The organism is Prauserella aidingensis, assembly GCF_024171865.1.
Taxonomy (GTDB): Bacteria; Actinomycetota; Actinomycetes; order Mycobacteriales; family Pseudonocardiaceae; genus Prauserella; species Prauserella aidingensis.
Genome location: NZ_JAMTCN010000022.1, coordinates 43,738 through 65,261 on the forward strand (window position 1 = coordinate 43,738; position 21,524 = coordinate 65,261).

The following is a 21,524-nucleotide window of genomic DNA, read 5'->3' on the forward strand; positions in this document are numbered from 1 at the left end:
GACGTTCGACGGCCACCGCGGTGACCGGGGACCTGCCGGGGGCGGGTCCCGTGAAACCCGATCCGACCACACCGACGGCCGTCGCACGCCGCCACAGGAGGACACCATGATCGAGGCGCAGAGCCTCACCAAGAGGTACGGCGACAAACTCGCCGTCGACGACCTGTCGTTCACCGTCGAATCCGGACGCGTGACCGGATTCCTCGGGCCGAACGGCGCCGGCAAGTCGACGACGATGCGGATGATGCTCGGGCTCGACAACCCGACCGGCGGCGTCGTCACCATCGGGGGTAAGCGCTACTCCGAGCTGCACCATCCACTGCGGACGGTCGGCGCGCTGCTCGAGGCGCACTGGGTGCACCCCAACCGCAGCGCCCGCGCGCACCTGTCGTGGATGGCGAAGTCGAACAAGATCTCGCCGAAACGCGTCGACGAGGTGCTCGACATCGTCGGCCTGTCCGAGGTCGCGAACAAGCGCGCAGGCGGGTTCTCACTGGGCATGTCGCAACGGCTCGGCATCGCGGGCGCGCTGCTGGGCGACCCGGAGGTATTGCTCTTCGACGAGCCGGTCAACGGCCTCGACCCCGAAGGCATCCTCTGGATCCGCAAGTTCATGCAGCGCCTCGCCGAAGAGGGCCGCACCGTGTTCGTCTCCAGCCACCTGCTCTCGGAGATGGCGCTGACGGCCACGGACCTCGTCGTCATCGGCAAGGGCAAGCTGATCTCGCAGAGCACCACCGAGGAGTTCGTCGCACGCGCCACCGACAGCACGGTCAAGGTGCGCAGCCCGCACCTCGACCGGCTGCGTCCCGCGCTCGACCGCGTCGGCGCGACCGTGACGACCACCGACGACGGACTGCTCGTCGCGGGAGTCGCGGGCGAGAAGATCGGTGAGTTGGCGATGGAGAACCAGGTCACGCTGCACGAGCTCGCCCCGCAGCAGGGCTCGCTGGAGCAGGCGTTCATGCAGATCACGGGTGACTCGGTCGAGTACCACGCCGATCTCGAGACCGAAGCCGCCGAGCAGCCCGCCGGTCACGCGGCCGTCACGAACTGACGGCGACGGCCCACCGACCGCGCCACGAACCAACAGGGGACACCGACATGACTCTTCTCGCAGTCGAACGCATCAAACTGCTCAGCACCCGCTCACCGTGGTGGTGCGCGCTCACGGCGCTGCTGCTCACCGGCGGCTTCACCGCGCTTGTCGTGAGCCAGAGCAACGCCCAGTTCCCGGCCACCGTGTCGGCCACGCAGTACGCCTACAGCTTCGGCATGGCCGTGATCATGGTGCTGGCAACACTCGCCGTCACCACCGAATACCGGTTCGGCACCATCCGCACCACGTTCCAGGCGGTACCGAACCGCGCCGCGGCGCTCTCGGCCAAGGCGGCCGTGATCGCGCTGGTCGCGCTGGTCATCGGCGAGATCATGGCCTTCCTGCCGTGGGGCCTGGCCACGCTGATCCAGCCGGAAGCCGACCTGGCGCTCAACAGCACGGCCGACTGGATCAACGTCGCCGGTGTGGGGCCCGCGTGCGCGCTGGCGGCCGTCGTCGCGATGGCGGTCGGCATCCTCGTCCGGCACAGCGCGGGCGCCATCTCGCTCGTACTGATCTACTTCCTCGCCGCCGAGAACCTGGTCACGCTGATCCCGGGGATCGGCGCCGACATCTTCAAGTGGCTGCCGTTCAACGTGCTGCACAAGTTCGTCACCGGCAACGGCGAGTCCGCGAACGGTGCGACGTACGGGCAGCCGCTGTCGACGTCGACGCTGAGCCCGTGGTGGGCACTGGCCTACTTCGCCGCGTTCGCCGTGGTGCTGCTGGCCATCTCGATCGTCACCGCGCGCAAGCGCGACGCGTGACCGCGTGGGCGTCCTCGGGGGAGGGCGCCCACGCCGGGGAAGGACCGCCCACCCGCGAAAGGCGAACGGGACCGCCGCGGGGCCGCGGGTGGGCGGGACCCCCGCAGAGGGGGAGCAATGGGCCCGGGCCGCGTTTCGGGGGCGGCCCGGGCCCCTTCGCGTGCCCGGCCGGCATGATCGCGGGTGGACGTGCGACTGCGGCATTCGAGTGGACCGCGCCTCGTTTCCGGCGGAATTCGAGAATCAACCGCGGGTAAAACCTGGTGTGAGTACCCCCACGGAGGACGCGCGACGGCGACGGTTCGGGGGATGCTGGATGTCAGCCCGTCAGGACTCTACGGAGGTGATCCTTGACGGTGTCCGATATTCAACAGGAGTTCCAGGCCCCGCGTCGGGACGGCGGCACACCGCCGGAAGTCGGCGGACGACCGAACGGGGACCGACCGCGCAGCGGTGTCCCGGTGAGCGGTGCCCCGGTGAGCGGCGTCCCGGCTGACCGCGCCTCGGGTGGCGGCCCACCGGGCGGTGCCGTCGGCGACGGTGCGGCGAACAGCGCCGACGACCCCTCGCTCAACCTCGAGCCGATGGCCGGCCTGGAATGGTCACAGGCCATCGAGCTGCCGCTCGTGAACGGCGACGCGGCGAGCCCGGCCGACCTGCGCGCGGCGTGGGTCCACCGCGCACCGCTCAGCCAGGTGCTGGCCGTCTACCGCGCGGCGGGCAGGTCCGGCGAACACGTGCCGTCACCGTGGTGGCTGCGCGCGCTCTCGGACGGCAAGCTCGAATCACGCGACGCCGGATTCCGCATCGAGGACCGCGTGCACAAGCTGCTCAACCGCCGCCCCGGGTGGGAATTCGTACCGTGGGCCGACGACGGCGAATCCGGATTCTGGGAGTTCCTGCCGTCCGAGGGAACCGGCGAGCACCGCCGAATGCCCACGACGATCGTCAACACGTCCCGCCACACCGGGTGGATCGACATGGTCCCCGCACACGAGTCCGTCTCGCCCGAGCCGGTAGCGATCGGCGGACTCGCCGCACTGCGCTCGCGCCTGGGGGAGATCGAAGCGGTCCGCTGAGCCGCGGCTATCGTCGGCGTCCGTGGAGAGCGAAGGACAACCCCGGTTGCGCAGCGTCGTCAGCTACGTCAAGCGCGGCGGGCGGATGACGGTCGGCCAGCAGCGCGCGTGGGACACCCGGTGGCCCGAGCTGGGCCGGGCGGTGTCCGAACTCGAACCCGGACCGATCGACTTCGAGGCATGGTTCGGCAGGGCCGCACCCGTCGTGCTGGAGATCGGTTCCGGCATGGGTGAGGCGACGGCGCAGCTCGCGGCGGCCGCACCCGAGGTCAACTACGTGGCCATCGAGGTCTACGAGGCGGGCCTGGGCCAGCTGATGCTGCGCGCCGACAAGCTCGGCGTGACGAACCTGCGGCTGCTGCACGGCGACACGGTGCCGTTGCTGCGCGACCACGTCGAACCCGGCTCGCTGGCGGGGGTGCGCATCTTCTTCCCCGACCCGTGGCCGAAGAAGCGCCACCACAAGCGGCGACTCGTGCAGCCCGCGTTCGGCGAGCTCGTGGCGTCGCGGCTGGCTCACGGGGGCACACTGCACCTCGCGACGGACTGGCAGGACTACGCCGACCAGATGCTCGAGGTGTGTTCGGCGGAGACGTCGCTGGTCAACCGGTTCGACGGGTGGGCACCGCGACCCGAATGGCGTCCCGTGACGAAGTTCGAGCAGCGCGCCGAGGAGGAGGGCCGCGTTTCCCGCGACCTGATCTTCGAGAAGCGCTGACGGCCCGGGCCCGAGTCACGGCGGCGGGCGGTCCTGCCCCGGAAGCCCCGAGCGCCACGTGCTCCGAAGCGGGGCCGCGCGTAGCGCGTCGTCGGGCCGGTGGGTGGGCGACGGGAGTGCGCAACACAGGCCCCGGAAAACGCAACACGGGCTCCCGAGGGCGCAACACGGGCCCCCGAAGGCGCAACACGGGCTCCCGAAGGCGCAACACGGTCCCCGGGAGGCGCAACACGGCGGGGCGTCCCCCGATGAACGCCCCGCCGTGTCTCCCCTTGTTCCCCCGATTTCCCCGTTCCCCCTGGTCCCGGGGTTGTGGTTGCCGGGCCCCGAGACCCGGCGACCGGCTCTTCCCTGCGGTTACTCGTCGGCCAGGGGCTCGGCCTGCACGCGGCGCAGGGCCGGGCTGCACACCGACGACGCGATCAGCGCGACACCGATCCCCAGCACCACCGGCGCCGCGAGCCACGGCGTGAGCACCCTCGCGCCGTCGTCGACGACGACGGCGAACAGCCCGATCCCGACGAGCGTCCCGGCCACGCCGGCGCCGACCGTCGCGACCAACGCGGGCAGCGCCGCCTCCGCGCGCAGTGCCCTCGCCAGCACCCGCACCGGCGTGCCTGCCGCCATGAGCGCACCGAACGTGCGCCGCCGGTCGAGCACCGATCCGGCCGTGCTCACGGCCGCGCTACATCCGCCGAGCACCGCCGCCACGATCAGGCCGATCACCGTGACCCGCTGCAGATCGTCGAGCTGCGAGTTCTGCCCGGCGAGGCGCGCCTGCCTGCTCTGCACCTGCAGTCCGTCCGCGGCGGATGCCAGCGCCGTCCGGACGACGTCGACGTTGACGGGCGTCGACGGCACCGCAACCACACCCGTGCTCGGGGTGAAGTCCGAGGGGATCACCGCCGAGTCGACGATCGCCTCGGGTGCCGCCTCGGACGTCGCCGTCATCGGCCGCACCGGCACGTCGGCGGCCAGCGATGTTCCGGGCCGATCGAAATCCGCCGAAACGGTGAGCTCGCCCCGCGAAACACCCGGGTACGGCGTGTACACGCCCGGCTCGCCCTCGCACGCCCCGCGCATGTCGACCGCCAGGAGTTGCTCGGCCGCATCGCAGTCGACGACCTTGGCGAGGGCATGCTCGTCACCGAGGAAGACGTCGCCGATCGTCGCCGCACGCTCGTCCTGGCCGTAACGCGCCAGCGCGTCGTTGGTGTCGGCCGCGATCTGCCGCAGTGAGTCGTAGTCGGTCTCGACGTACAGCACGCCGTCGGCGTACTCCCGCAGCGCGCCCGCCTGGCCTTCGATGCTCGGCAGCACCGTCAGCGCCATCGAGCCGGTGAACACGGCCAGCACCACACCGGCGGTCGCCCGGTAGGCGCCGCGGGGATCGTCCCGCAGCCTGCGACCCGCCAACAACGCCGACGGCTTGCGCCAGCGCCGCACGAACAGACCACCGATCGCCGCGGTGATCCACGGGCCTGCGAGCGTCAGCGATCCGATCACCATCGCCATCGACAGCAGCAGCAGCGTCCCTTCGAACTGGCTGTCACCCGTCGCGACCAGGAAGGCGAACAGCGCGCCCGACACCGGCAACGGCACCAGCCGCCACCAGCGCAGCGGCTTGGGCGTGTGCCCACCCGCGGCACCCAACGGTGCCGACAGCACCCGCCGCAGTCCGAGGACCGCGGCCAGCAGAACCAGCACCGGCACGCCCACGACGATCGCCACCGTCGGCGCGGGGCCGAGCACGAAGTCGGCGGCCTGCCACGTGCCGCCGTTCCAGGGCACGACGGTGGCCGCCTGCCACAGCAGCGGGCTCACCGCCCAGCCGAGCAGTGCACCTCCGGCCGCGGCGATCGCCGTCTCGGCCGTGACCATGCCGATCACCTGACGTGGCGTCGCGCCCGCCAGCCGGAACGCGGCGAGCCTGCGCTCCCTGCGCGCTGCGATCAGCCTCGCCGACGACGCGACCAGCACCATGCTCGGCACCGTCAGCACCACCACCCCGACACCCGCGAGCAGGCCGAGAAACGGGTCGGCACCCTGCCCGGAGGGGTTGAACCCGTCCTGCGGCATCGCCGTCCCGGGCAGGTCACCGGGCGTGTGGCCGACCAACGCGACCAGCTGCTCCGGATACTCCAGCGCGTCGTCACCGAGTACCCCCGCCTTCTCGCCGAACCGCTCACCTAGCTGCGAACCGGGCGTGTGGTCGACCACGTCGGCCAGCTCGGGAGACAGCAGCGTCTCGCCGGGTGCGGGCAGCCGGTCGATGCCGGGTGGAAGGTCGATCTGCGTGGGGTCGGCCAGGGCGGCGACGTCCACCCGCTGGATCTCCCTGCCGTCCGGCGCCACGTCGTCGCTGACGGCCAACTTCAGTGACGCCCCGTCCTCCGACAGCTCGCCGTACTGCTGCCACGCGGCCCGGTCCGCGCGCGTCTCGGTGGCGCCCGGCAACGCGACGAGCAGCAGCACCAGGGCCGTCGCGACGGCCACGCCGACGGCGATCAGGATCGCCGAGACGCGGGTGCGGCCGTCGGTGCGCAACACGCGCAGCGCGAGCTGGAAGCTGTTCACGCCGGCACCACCGCTCCCGTACGCGTGTCGGCGTCGATCCGGCCGTCCCGCAGGCTGACGGTGCGCGGCACCGACGCGGCCAGGTCCCGATCGTGCGTCACGACCACCACCGCCGCGCCGGATCCGGCCGCCGCGTCGAGCAGTGCCTGCATGGTTTCGCCACCGGTTCGGGTGTCGAGCGCTCCGGTCGGCTCGTCGGCGAAGATCACGCTCGGCCGATGCGCCAGCGCCCGCGCGATCGCCACGCGCTGTGCCTGCCCGCCGGACAGTTCGCCGGGGCGGTTGCGTTCCTTGCCGGAGAGGCCGAGGTGTTCCAGCCACCGGCGCGCCTCGGCCAGTGCCTCCCTGCGACCGGTGCCCGCCAACAGCGTGGGCAGCGCGGCGTTCTCCTCCGCCGACAGCTCGCCGACCAGCATGCCCGACTGGAACACGAAGCCGAACTCGGTGCGCCGCAGCTCGCTGCGTTTGGTCTCGCCCAGCGAGTCGATACGCCTGCCGCCGAGCGCCACCTCGCCGTCGTCGGCGGGAAGGATGCCCGCGAGCACGTGCAGCAGCGTCGATTTGCCGGACCCGGAGGGCCCGACGATCGCCATCGCCTCACCAGGCGTGACGTCGATATCCACTCCGGACAACGCGTACTGCGTGCCGTACCGCTTGCTGAGGCCGCGGCCGCTCAGCGCGGGCCGGGCCCGATTCTCCGATGAGGGTGGTCGTTCCGAGGTCCGTGTCGTCATGGCTGTGCAGCTTGCCGTGGGCGGACGGCCGCCCACTTCGGACGGACGGCCGGAACGGTCCGGTGGGGCATCGGCCGATCGGCCGACCCGACGCGAGCCGTCCGGCCGGGCCGCACCCGGAACCGGCTCGACTACCGTCCGCGGCATGCCCGACACGTCCCCGGTCCGCGACCGCGCCACCCGGCTGCTGCGCCAGGTCGATCCCGCGGACATGGTGCTGCTCGCCGCCGTGCTGGCGGACCTCGCCGTGCTGCTGCCCGCGTCGGTCGACGGCGCGGGCTCGCCCGGCCTCGATCTGCTGCCACTCCCGGGAATCCTGCTGCTGGTGGCCTGTGCGGTGACCGGCAAGTCCAGACCCGTGCTCGCGGGCTGGTCCGGCGCCTGCGTGCTCGGCGCGAACTCGGTGCTGATCGACTTCGTCGACGCCCCGACGTTCTCGACACTGCTGCCGGAGACGTCGTTCGCCGAATGCGTCGCCGGCATGCTGCTCGTCTACTACTGCGCGCGGTCGGCGCCCGCCCCGATGGCGATCGTGACGATCTCCGCGCTCGTGGCGGCCGAACTGGCGACCGCGGTGCTGCGCGATGCGAACGTGCACCTACTGCAGCTGGCCGGTATCGGACTGGTGCTGCTGGTCGTGTCCGTCGTTCCCGGCGCCAGTGCCCGCCAGGGGATCGGCGACGGCGCGCTGGGCACGCTGCTGCGACAGCGGTGGCTGCTCGTCGGCGTGCTCGCGGTGGCGCTGTTCTTGGACGCATCGATCATGCTCTCCGAGCTGTGGCCCGAGCTGGTGATGGCCGTGCCCGCGATCGTCGCCGCGGTGCTGGCGCTCCGCGCGCCGAACTCGCCCCTGCGATCCGCGTTCGGCTTGGCCGGTGTGGTCGTGGCAACCACGGTGCTGGCGGTGGCGGTCGACACCGACCGGTACGTCTCGTTCGGCGGACTGCCCGTCGCGGCCACCGTTTCGGGCATGATCGTCACGGCGCTGCTGGTGCGCCTCGAATCGCCGTGCCGTGCCGTCACGGCCATCATCACGCTCGCCGTTGCGGTCGCCGCAGGGACGATCGCGCAGGTCGTGACGTTCATCGAACCGGCCGTGTACGGGACAGGTCTACGGGCCGAGCTGCTGAACGGCATGAGCATGTTCGCGGTGCTGCTGCTCGGCATCAGCGTGGCGGTCGGCCTGTTCCTGCGAGCCCGCGACTCCGAACGCAAGACCACCGTCGAAGCCGCGGTCGCCGAGGCGCAGACCGCCGAGCGGATGGCGCTGGCCCGCGAACTGCACGACGTCGTGGCACACCACGTCACGGGCATCGTGGTGCAGGCGCAGGCGGTGCGGATCGTCGCCGAGCAGAATCCGCACGTCGTCGCCGATTCGCTGGGGCAGATCGAGCACGCCGGCACCGAGGCGCTCGCGGCGATGCGACGTCTCGTGCGCAGCATGCGCGGGGAGACGGGCGAAACGGGCGAGTCCGCCACCGGGGAGCAGCCTGCGGCATCCGGGGAGCAAGCGACCACGAACCTCGATGCCGACCTGCGCAAACTCGCCACCTCGGCGGCACACGGCATGCCGGTGGAACTCGACGTCGAGGTGCCGCCGGAACTACCGCAGGAGGTGGCGCGCTCGGCACTGCGCATCGTGCAGGAGGCGCTCACCAACGTCAGCAAGCACGCCGCGGGTGCCTCGGCGGTCTGGGTGAGCGTGCACGGCGAAACCGGGGACGGCTTGCCCGGTGGCGATTCCGGTGGTGATTCCGGTGGTGATTCCGGTGGCGGCCCCGGCAGCGGAGCGCGCGACCTGCTGCACATCCGGGTGGCCGACGACGGCGCACCCGGCGACCCGGGACCGCTGGCTGCGGTCGGCGGCTACGGTCTGGTGGGCATGCGCGAGCGGGTAGAACTGCTCGGTGGCACGCTCAGCGCCGGCCGGATCGATGACGGGCACGGCAGCGGCTGGGTCGTCGAAGCGTCGCTGCCGTTGCGGGGAGAGGGAGAATCGCAGTGATCCGGGTACTGATCGCCGATGACCAGGACATGGTGCGCACCGGCTTCCGCATGATCGTGGACGCCTCCGAGGACATGGAGGTCGTGGCCGACGTGGCGGACGGGATCGACGCCGTGAGCAAGGCACGCGAGCTGCGCCCGGACGTGTGCCTGCTCGACATCCGCATGCCCGGCATGGACGGCCTCGAGGTCACGCGGCACCTGGCGGGCCCCGGCGTCGCCGACCCGCTGAAGGTCGTGGTCGTGACGACGTTCGACCTCGACGAGTACGTCCACAGCGCGCTCACCGGAGGGGCGTCGGGATTCCTGCTCAAGGACGCCGGGCCCGCACTGCTGCTGGAGGCGATCCGCGCGGCCGCGCGCGGCGACGCCCTGGTGTCGCCGCAGATCACGGTGCGGCTGCTGCAGCACTTCGCCGACGCCCCTGCCGACGATGCGCCCACAGTGGAGGAGCCTGCGGAACCGCTGACGGCGCGGGAACTCGACGTCGTCCGGGCTGCGGCCCGCGGGCACACGAACACGGAGATCGGGGAGGAGCTGTTCCTGTCGCTGTCGACGGTGAAGACGCACCTCGCCGCGGTGCAGAACAAGATCGGCGCCCGAAACCGGGTCGAGATCGCCGCATGGGCCTGGCGGAGCGGCATCGTCGCCGACTGAGCTGCACCCGGCCACGCGATTGGTGACAGTGTGTCTGATCGAACGTGGCGTGGAGGGGTGGCGATGGCTCGACCTGGCCTCGCTGTCGATGTCGCTGATCAAACCGCATGCATGGCCGGGGCTCGCTCGGAGCGGCTGTATAGCTGAGGACACAAGACCCGGGTGACGGGCGAGTCGCTCGATAGAGTGGGCACATGATCCACCGCCTGACAGCGCCCGTGGTACTGCCCGCCGATCCGGAGTGTTCCGTCATCCGCGATGGCGCCGTCGACATCGACGAACACGGCCGCATCACGTACTGCGGACCGGCGAGCGAAGCCCCGGCGACGGCCGCGACGACCACCGCCAAACAGGGAATCCTGCTACCTGGTCTGGTCAACACGCACGCGCACAGCCCGATGGTGCTGCTCCGCGGCATGGGCGGCGACCTCCCGTTGCTGCGCTGGCTCCGCGAGGTCATCTGGCCCACCGAGGCGAAGCTCCAGCCCGCCGACGTGCACGCCGGCATGGTCCTGGGATCGGTCGAAATGCTCCGCCGCGGCGTCACGACCAGCGCGGAAATGTACTTCCACGCCGAACAGCTGGCCGACGCAGTGCTCACCACGGGCGCACGCGGCGTCATCGGCGGTCCGATCATCGACCTGCCCGGCCTCGACTGGCGCGCGCTGCTGGCCGACGCAAGCAAGTGGATCGACGCCGACGGCCTGCGCTTCGGGCCGGGCGAGCGCATCGAGCTGTCGTACGCGGGCCACTCGGCGTACATGCTGCCCCCGGAGGCGCTCGGCGCGATCGCCGACGAAGCCGCCGCGCGCGATGCCCTGGTGCAGATTCACGTCGCCGAAGCCGCGGACGAGGACGCCGCGCAGCGCTCCGCACACGGTTCGGTGCCGAAGCTACTCGACGAGGTCGGCCTGCTGCGCGGCAGGATCGTGGCTGCCCACGCGGTTCATCTGTCCGATGAGGACATCACACTGCTGGCCGACCGCGGCGCCGGTGTCGCCCACTGCCCCGGATCGAACGCCAAGCTGGCTTCCGGCATCGCCCGGCTGGCCGACCTTCGCGCCGCGAACATCCGCATCGGACTCGGCACCGACGGCCCTTCCAGCAACGACGACCTCGATCTGTGGGAAGAGGTGCAGCTGTCGGCGATGCTCGCACGCCTCGCCGAAGGCGACGCCACTGCGCTGACGGCGTCGGCGGCTCTGCTGCTGGCCACCCGCGGCGGTGCCGACGCCCTCGGCCGCGACGACATCGGCGCACTCGAACCCGGCCGCTGGGCGGACGTCGTGCACGTCGACGTCGACGATCCGGCGTTCGCCACGGGCCTCGACGTGCCCGACGACCAGCTCCTCGGCAACCTCGTGTGGGCCGCGGGGTCCCGCCGGGTGCGGGACGTGTGGGTCGCGGGCGAACAGGTCGTCGCCGACGGCGAGTCGTCCCGTGTGGACCGTGGCCGGGCGCAGGCCGACGTCGCCGCCGCGGCACAGCGTCTCCGAACCACCTGAGTCTCCGAACCACCTGAGGCGGCGGCGCCACCTGAGCCTCCGCGTCTCCAGAGGTGCCGGCGCCACCTGCGGGTTCGCACCACCAGCGGCTCCGCACCGACTGAGCGTTCGCCCGGACAGCGTTCTCCCCGTTACCGGAAAGCCGCGTGCGCCCGCTGATTCATCGGGCCGGTCACGGAACCGCGCGACGGCTGGTCGCGTAGGTCGCCGCCGCCAGCACCGCGGCGATCACCGCCGGATAGACGGCGAACAACACCAGCGTCGACGTCTCCGCGAAGAAGTCGAAGACCGGCTGCCACCAGTCCTGCCAGCCGATCAGCGCCAGTAGCCCGACGAGCAACGCCCCGAGCGACAGCATCAGCACCCACACGCCCGGCTGTCCCCAGCGTTGGTAGACGATGCCCGTCCACAGTCCCGCGAAGGACAACAGCAGGAACGGCCCCGTGTAGACGAGGATCTGCGTCACGACGTTGCTCTGCTGCAGGAACGCCAGGTCGAACATCGCGAGGTCGAGGCCCCAGCCCCCGGTGGCGCCCTCGATCAGCGACATCACCCAGATGATCACCCCGTACAACAGGGCCTGCCCGACGACGACGAGTCCCGCCGAGGCCACGAAATCCCGTCGCGTGATGCTGAGGCCGAGCGCGAACGGGAACATCTGCGTCATCGTCTGGACGTGCGTCACCAGCGTGACGATGTAGACCGAGATCAGCGCGCCCGTCATGGGGGCATCGCCCGGTGACTCGGGGGCCTGGATCGCCATGAAGATGACGATGTTCGCCGCCAGTACGCAGGCGAGCACCAGCAACGGCAGGCCGAGCACCATGCGCGCGTTCACCAGTTGGATCCGCGCGACTTTCACGAGCTGTGTCATGACCGGTCCCCCTTGCCAGTGCCGTTGCTGTTACCGGGGCCGTTGCCCGCGCCCGCGAGCTCGGCGTCGTGGAACTGTGTGGTCCGGACGACGAGCTGCTGCAGCGACACCGGTTCGACCTGCAGGCTCGCCGTCTCGCGTTCGCTGGGAACGCCTGCGAGCAGCACGCGGGTGAAACCGCCGAGGTCCTCGCGGTGCAGCACGTCGTGTCCGTCGGAGAACTGTTCGACCGCCTTCGTCGGACCGCTGACGGTCACCGCCTGGCTGCGCAGGTTCTCGGACGAGTCGTCCATGACGATCCGGCCGCGGTCGATCACCGTGACGTGCTCGATGATGTCGGCGACCTCGTCGATCAGGTGTGTCGAGAGCACGATCGTGCGCGGGTGTTCGGCGTAGTCGGCGATCAGGTGGTCGTAGAACGCCTGGCGTGCCACGGCGTCCAGTCCCAGGTACGGCTCGTCGAACAACGTCAGCGGCGCACGCGCCGCGAGGCCGATGATCACGCCCACCGACGAGAGCTGCCCGCGCGACAGTTTCCTCACCCGCTGCTTGAGCGGCAGTCGGAACTCGTCGACCAGCCGGTCGGCGAAGTCCTGGTCCCAGTTCGGGAACACCATCGCCGCCGCCTCGAGCGCGTGCCGGGCGATGAAGATGTCCGGGTAACGCTGCGATTCCTTGATGAAGCACACCCGTTGCAGCACGTCGGCGTTCTCGTACGGGTTCTCCCCGAACACGCGGATCCGGCCCGACGTCGGGACCTCCTGTCCCGTGAGCATCCGCATCGCCGTGCTCTTGCCAGCCCCGTTGCGGCCGAGCAGGCCGTGGATGCGGTTCTCGTGCAGGTCGAAGGAGACGTCGTCGACAGCCCTGGTCTCGCCGTAGCGTTTCGTCACCCCCTGCAGACTTACCACGCTCATTGTTCGTCCCTCCAGGCGTCGATCATCTTCTTCACGTCCTCGGCGTCCATTTCGAGTCGTTTCGCCTCGGCGAGCAGCGGAGCGATGTACGACCGGCCGAACGCCTCCTGCCTGCGCTCGACGAGCTTTTCCCTTGCTCCCGCCTGCACGAACATTCCGACTCCCCGTTTCTTGTAGAGCAGGCCGTCGGCCACGAGCTGATTGATGCCGTTCGCCGCGGTGGCCGGGTTGATCCGGTGGAACGTGGCGAGCTCGTTCGTGGACGGCGCCCTGCTCTCCTCCGGCAGGGACCCATCGATGATCGAGTCCTCGATCTGTTCCGCGATCTGCTGGAACAACGGCCGCGGGTCGTCCATCACGATCGCCTCCCCCTGAACCACACCGGTTCATTAGTCATGTAGGTAACCATGTCACCAGGGCGCTGGGGTGTCAACTCACCGCGACGCGGAAGACGCCCCCAGGGGCACCCTGGTCGCATTGAGCGCAACCACAGTGCCCTTGGGGCTACGGAAGGGGCGGCCACACACGGCGGGCACAGTTAGGGTCCGCAACGTGATAGCGGTCACGACTGCGGGAGAGTTCTCCCCGTACGGGTTGTCGCACTGGCTGGCCGTGGGAGTCTTCGCGGTCGGCGCGCCGCTGGTCGTCCACCTGGGCCGAACGCAGCGGACAACGGCCCGGGCGCAACTCTTCAGCCGGGTATTCGCGGCGACGATCGTGGTCGTCAGCGGGGCGGACCTGGTGTACGAGGCGGTCCCTCCGACTCTCGAACGCTCGGTGCCGTTGCACCTCTCCGACCTCGTGCCGCTGGTCGCCGCCTACGCGTTGTACTTCCGGCGCGCGTGGGCGCACGCCCTCGCGTACTACTGGGGGCTGGTGCTGAGTACCCAGGCGCTGATCTCACCCGCGCTGACCGGCCCGGACTTCCCGCACGCCAACTACCTGCTGTTCTGGGGGAGCCACCTACTGGCCATGCTGGCCGCGATCTACCTCACCTGGGGCCTGGGGATGCGCGTCGACTGGCGCGGCTACCGCCTCGCGGTGGCCGTCACGCTGGCGTGGGCGGCCGTGACGATGACCTTCAACGGCGTTGCCGGCACCAACTACGGCTTCCTCAACGGCACGTCGGACACGGTCTCGATACTGGACGTGCTCGGCCCGTGGCCCTGGTACCTCCTGCCCGTCGCCGCGCTGTTGCTCGCGGTGTGGGCACTGATGACCTGGCCGTGGGTACGGCTCCGCGATCGCGACCGCGCACCGTGAGGCGCCGCCGGACCACGCCGCCGGACCGGGCCGCCGGCCGCGGAACAACCCGGCCGTGGCACCGATGCCCACCGGCCCTGGCCAGGACTACCGGTGGGGCCGGGGGCGGACGGTGATGTCGGTCAGGTGGGCGTCCGGGCCCGCCAGAACGGCCGCGGACACCGCACCGGCGACCGACTCCGGGCGCAGGTACTTCTCCGGCCGGTACTCGCCGCCCTCGGCCGCGACGACGGCCTGCTGCATCTCGGTGTCGGTCCGGCCGGGGTACACCGACGTCACCCGCAGGCCGCGCGGCTCCTCCTCGGCACGCAGCGCGTCCGCGAACGCGCGGGCGCCGAACTTGCTCGCCGCGTACGGCCCCCAGCCCTCACGGGCGGCGAGCCCCTGCCCGGAGTTGATCACGACGACGTGGCCGTGGGCGCTGCGCAGGGCGGGCAGCAGCAACCGCGTCAGCTGGCCCACAGCGACGACGTTGACCTCGAAGTCGGCGCGCCACGCCTCGGCGGGCGAATCCGCCACATCACCGAGCCGGGCGACACCCGCGGAATGGACGAGCACGTCGAGGTGGTCGATCCGCGCGGCGGCGTCGGCGACGGCCGCCTCGTCGGACAGGTCGACGGGCCAGGGCCGGGCGTCGGGCAGTTCGGCCGCGAGTGCGGACAGCGCTGCGGAATCCCTGCCGCCGAGCAGCACGCGGTGGGTGCCGGCGAGACCACGGGAGACGGCAGCGCCGATGCCGCGGGAGGATCCGGTGACGAGTGCGAGTGGGCGATCGGTCATGACGGCCACGGTAGTGCGCATGTGCCACGCTGGTGCCACGAGATCAACGACGATCGAGGAGGAACACGGCATGCGGAAGGTCGGCAGCGGCGAGCACATCGTCATCGCACTGCACGGATGGTTCGGCTCGAGCCGGGCGTGGACGGCGTTCGAACCCCACCTCGATCGCGAACGGTTCACCTACGTCTTCCACGACTACCGCGGCTACGGCGATCGTCGAGACGAGTCCGGCGACCACAGCATCGCGGAGGCGGCCGCCGATGTGCTGGCACTGGCCGACGAGCTCGGCGCGGAACGGTTCTCGCTGATCGGGCACTCGATGGGCGGCAGCGTGATGCAGTACGTCTGTGCCGAGGCGCCCGAACGCGTCCGCGCGATGGTCGGCATCTCACCCGTTCCCGCGAGCGGCGTGCCGCTCGACGAGCAGAGCAGGCAACTGTTCGCGGGCGCCGCGGACTCGGCCGACAACCGGCGGTCGATCGTCGACTTCACCACCGGCAGCCGTCTCACCGGCACGTGGCTCGACGCGATCGTGCGGCACTCGCTCGAGGCCGACCGCGACGCCGTCGCCGCCTACTTCGAAGCGTGGAGCGGCACCGATTTCCACGAGCGCATCATGGGAAGCGACGTTCCGATCAAGGTGATCGCCGGTGAACACGACCCGGCGCTCGGCCCGGACACGATGAAGGCGACGTTCGCCGAGTGGTACCCGAAGGCCGAGCTCGAAGAACTGGCCAACGCGGGTCACTACGGCATCGACGAGACGCCGGTCGCCCTGGCCACGTCCGTGGAACGGTTCCTCGCCGAGGCGTGACGCCGCGTAGGCAGCGACGTGCCCCCAAGGGCACCCTGGTTGCGCCCACCCGTCGGCCACCACCCACACGTTCGTATCGAACGCGCCGAGTAGTCGCATGCCCAGTTGGCCGTTGCGACCGCCTCGGATGGGCGGAGGTGGGAGACGGGCGGGCGTGCCCTTGGGGGCAGAACCGCGTTACCTGATCGAGAGGGTCAGGCGCCGATGCGGCCGCCGTCGGCCTTACGCACCGCGACGATCGCGGGCCGCGCGTGGCCGCCGTCGGGCCAGCTCGACCCGGGCTCGCCGCCCTCACCCGGGTGCTGCACCGCGACGAGCACGAGGTCGTCACGCACCACGGGACCGCACGTCTCGGCGCCCACCGGAACGGTGAGGAACTGCTTCACCTCACCGCGGTTCGGGCCCGTGACCGGCACGGAGAACAGTCCGTCGTTCGAGCCGAGCGCGTTGCCGTCGGTGGAGACCCACAGGTTGCCGTAGCCGTCGAAGGCCACGTTGTCCGGACACGAGATCGGGCTGACCTGGCTCTTGTCGAACCCGCCGAAGTACGTGTCCGCCGCCTCCGGGTCGCCGCACACGAGCAGGAGCCGCCACACGAACTTCGTCTCGGTGCCGTCCTCGTCCCACTCGAGGACGTGGCCGTTCTTGTTGCCGTTGCGCGGGTTCGGCTCGTCGACGCCCGCCTTTCCGCTCGCGCCGCGGTCGGTGTTGTTCGTCAGCGCGGCGTAGATCCGGCCGTTCACCGGGTTGGGCTCGATGTCCTCGGGACGGTCCATCTTGGTCGCGCCCACCTTGTCGGCGGCCAGCCGCGTGAAGACGTAGACCTCCTCCGCGGTGAATCCGTCCACGAACGACTCGTCACCGCTGGCCAGCGGCAGCCACTCGCCGGTGCCGTCGAACTCGCCGTCCGAGGGGAGCCGGCCGCTGCCGTCGATCTCGCTCGCCGGGCTGTTCCCGGTGAACTTGGCGACGTACAGCGTGCCCTCGTCGAGCAGCGCCATGTTGTGCCTGCGGGCGTGCGCGCTGCGGCCCGGCTTGAACCGGCCCTTGGAGACGAACTTGTAGATGTAGTCGAACCGCTCGTCGTCACCCGAGTACACGACGACCCGGCCGTCACGCGCGATCTTCACGTTCGCGGCCTCGTGCTTGAACCGGCCCAGCGCGGTGTGCTTGATCGGCTTGGCGTTCGGGTCGTTCGGGTCGATCTCGACGACCCAGCCGAAGCGGTGGACCTCGTTCGGTTCCTGCGAGACGTCCCAGCGCTTGTCGAACCGCTCCCACTTGCGGCTGGTCTCGCCGCCGGCGAGGCCGTACCGCTCGAGCCGCTCGGCCTGCGCCGGGTCGGTGACCCGCTCACCGTGGGCGAAGTACTGGTGGAAGTTCTCCTCACCGGACAGCACCGTGCCCCACGGCGTGACACCGCCCGCGCAGTTGTTCTGCGTGCCGCGGACGACCGTGCCCGTCGGCTCGGCCGACGTCTTCAGCAGGTCCGAACCCGCGGCCGGGCCGCGCACCTCGAACTCGGTGTCGATCGTGATGCGGCGGTTGTACCGGCTGGGCTTGACCTCGAGGCCGCCGTCGCGGGTGCGGTCGGCCTGGACCACCGACAGCCCGTGCGCGGCCCACGCGATGCGCACCTGCTCCTCGGTCGGGTTCGCCGCGTCGTAGGTGCCTTCCGGGAACATCTCCGTCTCGGTGGTGTACTCGTGGTTGACCACCAGGAAGTTGCGCTTGCCGGAGCCGTCCTGCGGGATGAGGCCGACGAAGTCGTTGTTGTAGCCGAACTGCTTCGCCTGCGCCGCCGCGGTCTGGTTGTTCAGGTCGAACTCGGGGGCGCCGGGCACCACCGGGTCACCCCAGCGGATGACGACCTGCTGCTCGTAGCCGTCCGGGACCGTCACCGCGTCACGGGTGTTCGGGGCGACGGGCGCGAAGTCCGTGCCGGGCACGGCGCGGCCGCCCGGGCGCCCGTGACCGTGGCCGTTGCCGCGGCCGGGGTTCGCGGCCAACGCGGGCACCTCGGCCGCGGCGGTACCCGCCATGGCCGCGAACCCGGCGGCCGTCGCAGCCATGACGCCACCGGCACGCAGCGCGCCGCGGCGGGACACGACGTTACGGACGACGTCGCCGAAGTATTCGTTCTCGGAGGTGTTCGGGGCGGGGTGGGAACACTGATTGCCGCACCGGTATTCGCACGTCACCGGCGAACGGCCGGTTCGGTGGGTAGTCAGCAGTGGGAGAAAACGCCCAGGCTTGGCGGACACGCGGCCTCCAGTCACTCGGTCAGGGGAACAGTCGTGACGTTAGGTGCCGAACTTGAGTGACTCCCATCCGCGAAGTGAACGACGGGAGAACGGGCGGACTCCCTTGTTCAGACCTCCTCACCCACCAGAGCCGCTTCCGTGGGCACCCGAGTGGAGTCCTTACCGCCGCGCGGAACGAGGAGCAACCCGGCGGCGATCGCCGACAGCACGGCCGCGGCCAGGAACGGCGCGCGGTCGAAACCGAACCACTCCGCCACGTGGCCCACGAGCGTCGCCGCCGCGGCACCGCCGAGCCAGCGGCAGAAGTTGTACCCGGCACTGGCGACGGGACGGGGCGCCTCGCTGATCGACATCGCCGTCCCGGTGAACAACGTGTTCAACAGCCCGGAGATCAGGCCGCTGACGACGATCGCGACCACCAGCAGCGGCTTGCTGGGCACCGCCATGACCAGGAGCAGCACGGCGTAGCCGGCGACGGCGAGTGCCGTCGCGTGACGTTCGCCCAGCCGCGCGGCCAACCGCGGCGCGAGCACGACACCCGCGATCGCCACGCACAGTCCCCAGCCGAAGAAGATCAGCCCGATCTCGATCGCACCCCATTCGAGCACGAACGGCGACCACGCCAGCACCGCGAAGAACCCGGCCGTGTAGAGGGCCGATCCGATGGACGTGCGCAGCAGGCCACCGTGGCCGAGCGCGCGCAACGGATCGAGCAGCTTCACCCGCGGCCGCGCCTGCCCCGCGTCGCTGTTCAGGAACACCGCGCACAGCACCAGCGCCGCACCCATGAGCACGGCCGTACCCATGAACGGGCCGCGCCACGACAGGTGCCCGAGCAACGCACCCAGCAGCGGCCCGACCGACAGGCCCAGCCCGAGCGCCGCCTCGTACAGCAGGATCGCGCCCGCCTGACCACCCGCGGCCGCGCCCACGATCACCGACAGCGCCGTCGCGATGAAGAAGGCGTTGCCGAGTCCCCACACCGCGCGCAGTCCGATCAGCTGCTCGATCGAACCCGCCGCGGCGCACAGCGCGGTCGCCAGCACGATCAGCGTCAGCCCCACGACGACGGTGCGTTTGGCGCCGAACCGCGCGCTCGCCGCACTCGTGAACAACATCGCGACCACCTGGATCGCCAGGTACGACGAGAACAGCAACGTCGTCTGCTGCGGCGTCGCGTCGAGGCCGTCGGCGATCGACAACAGGATCGGGTCGACCAGTCCGATCCCCATGAAAGCGATGACCGCGGCGAACGCGGTGATCCAGACCTGTTTCGGCTGACCCTTGACGGCCGACAGCAGCGAATGCTGCTCACTCATCGGCGCGAACCTCCAGACACGGATATCGATGTGACGACCGGTTCGTGACGGCCGGTCGAGATTCCGGTTCGTCGTGGCGCAGTTGCATTCGGCGCGCAGTGGTGTTCGGTGCCGTAGTGATCGGGGTGCCGGCACGCGGTGGATGCGGCCGCGGGCGGCAGTGGCCGTAGCGGTGGCCGTGGCTCGACGGTGAACCGCACTACGCGACGTTCCAATTAGCTATGCTAATCAAACTAACTTAGCCATGCGAAGTAAGTTCGCTCACGCGCCGGAGCGATATCCGGGACTCACCGCGGCTACGATCGGGGCATGCAGGCGGTCGTGTTCGACATGGACGGAGTGCTCGTCGACTCGGAGCAGCTGTGGGACGAGGTGCGGCGACAGGTCGCGGCCGCCCACAGCGGCACCTGGAACGACGAGGCCACCCGCGCGATGCAGGGGATGAGCACTCCGGAGTGGGCCGAGTACCTCGTCACCGAGGTCGGCGTGCAGCTCACGCCCGACGAGGTCGCCCGCACGGTGATCGACGAGATGCGCAACCGCTACGCCGGCGCACCTCCGGTACTGCCCGGCGCGCCCGATGCCCTGGGCAAGGTCGCGGAGCGCTACCCGGTCGCGATCGCCAGCTCGTCACCGCCGGTGCTCATCGAGTCGTTCCTGACCGCGACAGGCCTCGCCGACCGCGTTCCGGTCGCCGTCTCCAGCGAACAGGTCGCGAAGGGCAAACCGGCACCCGACGTCTACCTCGAAGCGGCCTCACAGCTGGGAGTCGACGCGGAGGAGTGCGCGGCCGTCGAAGACTCGACCAGCGGGCTGCAGGCCGCGCTGGCCGCGGGCATGACCGTGTACGCGGTCCCCAACCCGCACTACCCCCCGGACGAGACGGTCGTCGCCAGGACACACCGCACGATCGACAGCGTCGGCGACCTCCCCGCGGCCCTCGGCCTCTGACGGGCCCCGGACACGCGAAGGCGGGGCGGGTTCCGCACCCGCCCCGCCTTCGCCGCGTGACCACGTGATCAGCGTGGCTGCGTGAACAGCCGCTGCGTACCTACTTGTCGCCCGCAGGGTCGATGAACTCCTCCACCGCGTCACGCGCCGTGGAGTCGTCGTACTGCACCGGCGGCGACTTCATGAAGTACGAGGACGCCGACAGCACCGGGCCGCCGAAACCGCGGTCCTTGGCGATCTTCGCCGCCCGCAGCGCGTCGATGATGATGCCCGCGGAGTTGGGGGAGTCCCACACCTCGAGCTTGTACTCCATGTTCAGCGGAGCGTCACCGAACGCGCGGCCCTCGAGGCGCACGTAGGCCCACTTGCGGTCCGACAGCCACGCGACGTGGTCCGACGGGCCGACGTGCACGTTCGACTTGCCCATGTCGCGCTCGACCTGCGAGGTGACGGCCTGCGTCTTCGAGATCTTCTTCGACTCGAGACGCTCGTTCTCCTTCATGTTGAGGAAGTCCATGTTGCCGCCGACGTTCAGCTGCATGGTGCGGTCGAGCTGCACCCCGCGGTCCTCGAACAGCTTCGCCAGCACGCGGTGCGTGATCGTGGCACCGACCTGCGACTTGATGTCGTCACCGACGATCGGCACCCCGGCCTTCTCGAACTTCTCCGCCCACACCGGGTCGGAGGCGATGAACACCGGGATGGCGTTGACGAACGCGACGCCCGCGTCGATGGCGGCCTGCGCGTAGAACTCGGTCGCCTCCGTGGAGCCCACCGGCAGGTACGACACGAGCACGTCGACGTCGGCGGCCTTCAGCGCGGCGGCGACGTCGACCGGCGCCTCGTCGGACTCCTCGATGGTCTCGCGGTAGTACTTGCCGAGACCGTCGAGTGTGTGGCCGCGCTGCACGGCCACGCCGAGCGGCGGTACGTCACAGATCTTGATCGTGTTGTTCTCACTCGCGAGAACGGCCTCGGACAGGTCCTGGCCCACCTTCTTGGCGTCCACGTCGAACGCGGCGACGAAGTCGATGTCACTGATGTGATAGCCGCCGAACTGGACGTGCATCAAGCCGGGGACACGCGAACCCTTGTCGGCGTCGCGGTAGTAGTGCACACCCTGAACCAGCGAGGCCGCACAGTTGCCAACACCCGCGATGGCCACCCTCACGCGGCGATTCTCGCCCATGCCGGTATCTCCC

19 protein-coding genes are annotated in these 21,524 nt (G+C 70.5%); 10 read left to right on the top strand and 9 right to left on the bottom strand.

Annotated features, from left to right (window positions below; translation table 11 throughout):
- Positions 1–106 precede the first annotated feature (106 nt).
- The 4 genes from LY13_RS19385 to trmB all read left to right on the top strand — a co-directional run bounded on the left by LY13_RS19385 (position 107) and on the right by trmB (position 3,663).
- Positions 107–1,057 carry an ABC transporter ATP-binding protein gene (locus LY13_RS19385; RefSeq protein WP_253830022.1) on the top strand — a complete coding sequence of 317 codons (951 nt, stop codon included), beginning with the start codon at positions 107–109 and terminating at the stop codon, positions 1,055–1,057.
- Between the two features lie 47 nt (positions 1,058–1,104).
- Positions 1,105–1,866 (top strand): hypothetical protein, encoded by a 762-nt coding sequence (locus LY13_RS19390; protein ID WP_253830023.1) that lies wholly within the window; start codon positions 1,105–1,107, stop codon positions 1,864–1,866.
- Positions 1,867–2,450: 584 nt separating this feature from the next.
- Positions 2,451–2,945 carry a hypothetical protein gene (locus LY13_RS19395; RefSeq protein WP_253830059.1) on the top strand — a complete coding sequence of 165 codons (495 nt, stop codon included), beginning with the start codon at positions 2,451–2,453 and terminating at the stop codon, positions 2,943–2,945.
- A 22-nt stretch (positions 2,946–2,967) separates the two neighbouring features.
- On the top strand, positions 2,968–3,663 hold the full coding sequence (trmB, locus tag LY13_RS19400) for a tRNA (guanosine(46)-N7)-methyltransferase TrmB (protein ID WP_253830024.1): 696 nt from the start codon (positions 2,968–2,970) through the stop codon (positions 3,661–3,663).
- Positions 3,664–4,020: 357 nt separating this feature from the next.
- On the opposite strand, the gene LY13_RS19405 is transcribed toward trmB, so the two are convergent.
- Positions 4,021–6,240, bottom strand: a complete 2,220-nt coding sequence (locus LY13_RS19405; protein WP_253830025.1) for an FtsX-like permease family protein — start codon at positions 6,238–6,240, stop codon at positions 4,021–4,023.
- Positions 6,237–6,974 carry an ABC transporter ATP-binding protein gene (locus tag LY13_RS19410; protein WP_253830026.1) on the bottom strand — a complete coding sequence of 246 codons (738 nt, stop codon included), beginning with the start codon at positions 6,972–6,974 and terminating at the stop codon, positions 6,237–6,239. The genes LY13_RS19405 and LY13_RS19410 overlap by 4 nt, the downstream gene beginning before the upstream one ends.
- A 145-nt stretch (positions 6,975–7,119) precedes the next feature.
- On the opposite strand from LY13_RS19410, the gene LY13_RS19415 reads away from it, so the two are divergent.
- The 3 genes from LY13_RS19415 to LY13_RS19425 all read left to right on the top strand — a co-directional run bounded on the left by LY13_RS19415 (position 7,120) and on the right by LY13_RS19425 (position 11,140).
- Positions 7,120–8,979, top strand: coding sequence for a sensor histidine kinase (locus LY13_RS19415; RefSeq protein WP_253830027.1), 1,860 nt, complete (start codon positions 7,120–7,122; stop codon positions 8,977–8,979).
- Complete coding sequence (locus LY13_RS19420) at positions 8,976–9,635, top strand: response regulator (RefSeq protein WP_253830028.1); 660 nt, start codon at positions 8,976–8,978, stop codon at positions 9,633–9,635. The genes LY13_RS19415 and LY13_RS19420 overlap by 4 nt, the downstream gene beginning before the upstream one ends.
- A 194-nt stretch (positions 9,636–9,829) precedes the next feature.
- Positions 9,830–11,140 (top strand): amidohydrolase family protein, encoded by a 1,311-nt coding sequence (locus LY13_RS19425; protein ID WP_253830029.1) that lies wholly within the window; start codon positions 9,830–9,832, stop codon positions 11,138–11,140.
- Between the two features lie 172 nt (positions 11,141–11,312).
- On the opposite strand, the gene LY13_RS19430 is transcribed toward LY13_RS19425, so the two are convergent.
- From LY13_RS19430 to LY13_RS19440, 3 genes are read right to left on the bottom strand one after another with little or no spacing between them, the layout of a single operon-like run.
- Entirely contained in the window at positions 11,313–12,014 is a 702-nt protein-coding gene (locus tag LY13_RS19430) for a hypothetical protein (RefSeq protein WP_253830030.1), read from the bottom strand.
- A complete protein-coding gene (locus tag LY13_RS19435) occupies positions 12,011–12,931 on the bottom strand; it encodes an ABC transporter ATP-binding protein (protein WP_253830031.1) in 921 nt (306 codons plus the stop codon). Before LY13_RS19435 ends, LY13_RS19430 begins: the two co-directional genes overlap by 4 nt.
- Positions 12,928–13,287 (bottom strand): GntR family transcriptional regulator, encoded by a 360-nt coding sequence (locus LY13_RS19440; RefSeq protein WP_253830060.1) that lies wholly within the window; start codon positions 13,285–13,287, stop codon positions 12,928–12,930. The genes LY13_RS19435 and LY13_RS19440 overlap by 4 nt, the downstream gene beginning before the upstream one ends.
- 196 nt (positions 13,288–13,483) lie before the next feature.
- On the opposite strand from LY13_RS19440, the gene LY13_RS19445 reads away from it, so the two are divergent.
- A complete protein-coding gene (locus LY13_RS19445; protein WP_253830032.1) occupies positions 13,484–14,194 on the top strand; it encodes a YwaF family protein in 711 nt (236 codons plus the stop codon).
- Between the two features lie 87 nt (positions 14,195–14,281).
- On the opposite strand, the gene LY13_RS19450 is transcribed toward LY13_RS19445, so the two are convergent.
- The gene (locus LY13_RS19450; RefSeq protein WP_253830033.1) at positions 14,282–14,974 is read right to left on the bottom strand and encodes an SDR family oxidoreductase; all 693 of its coding nucleotides are present in this window, start codon (positions 14,972–14,974) and stop codon (positions 14,282–14,284) included.
- Between the two features lie 70 nt (positions 14,975–15,044).
- Between LY13_RS19450 and LY13_RS19455 the strand changes: the two genes are divergently transcribed.
- On the top strand, positions 15,045–15,788 hold the full coding sequence (locus LY13_RS19455) for an alpha/beta fold hydrolase (protein ID WP_253830061.1): 744 nt from the start codon (positions 15,045–15,047) through the stop codon (positions 15,786–15,788).
- Between the two features lie 194 nt (positions 15,789–15,982).
- On the opposite strand, the gene LY13_RS19460 is transcribed toward LY13_RS19455, so the two are convergent.
- Positions 15,983–18,052, bottom strand: coding sequence for a PhoX family protein (locus LY13_RS19460; protein ID WP_253830034.1), 2,070 nt, complete (start codon positions 18,050–18,052; stop codon positions 15,983–15,985).
- A 107-nt stretch (positions 18,053–18,159) separates the two neighbouring features.
- Positions 18,160–19,371, bottom strand: coding sequence for an MFS transporter (locus LY13_RS19465; protein ID WP_253830035.1), 1,212 nt, complete (start codon positions 19,369–19,371; stop codon positions 18,160–18,162).
- 309 nt (positions 19,372–19,680) lie between these two features.
- Between LY13_RS19465 and LY13_RS19470 the strand changes: the two genes are divergently transcribed.
- Positions 19,681–20,322, top strand: a complete 642-nt coding sequence (locus LY13_RS19470) for an HAD family hydrolase (protein ID WP_253830036.1) — start codon at positions 19,681–19,683, stop codon at positions 20,320–20,322.
- Between the two features lie 100 nt (positions 20,323–20,422).
- Here the strand turns inward: LY13_RS19470 and LY13_RS19475 are convergent, their stop codons facing one another.
- Complete coding sequence (locus tag LY13_RS19475; RefSeq protein ID WP_253830037.1) at positions 20,423–21,511, bottom strand: inositol-3-phosphate synthase; 1,089 nt, start codon at positions 21,509–21,511, stop codon at positions 20,423–20,425.
- Positions 21,512–21,524 lie beyond the last annotated feature (13 nt).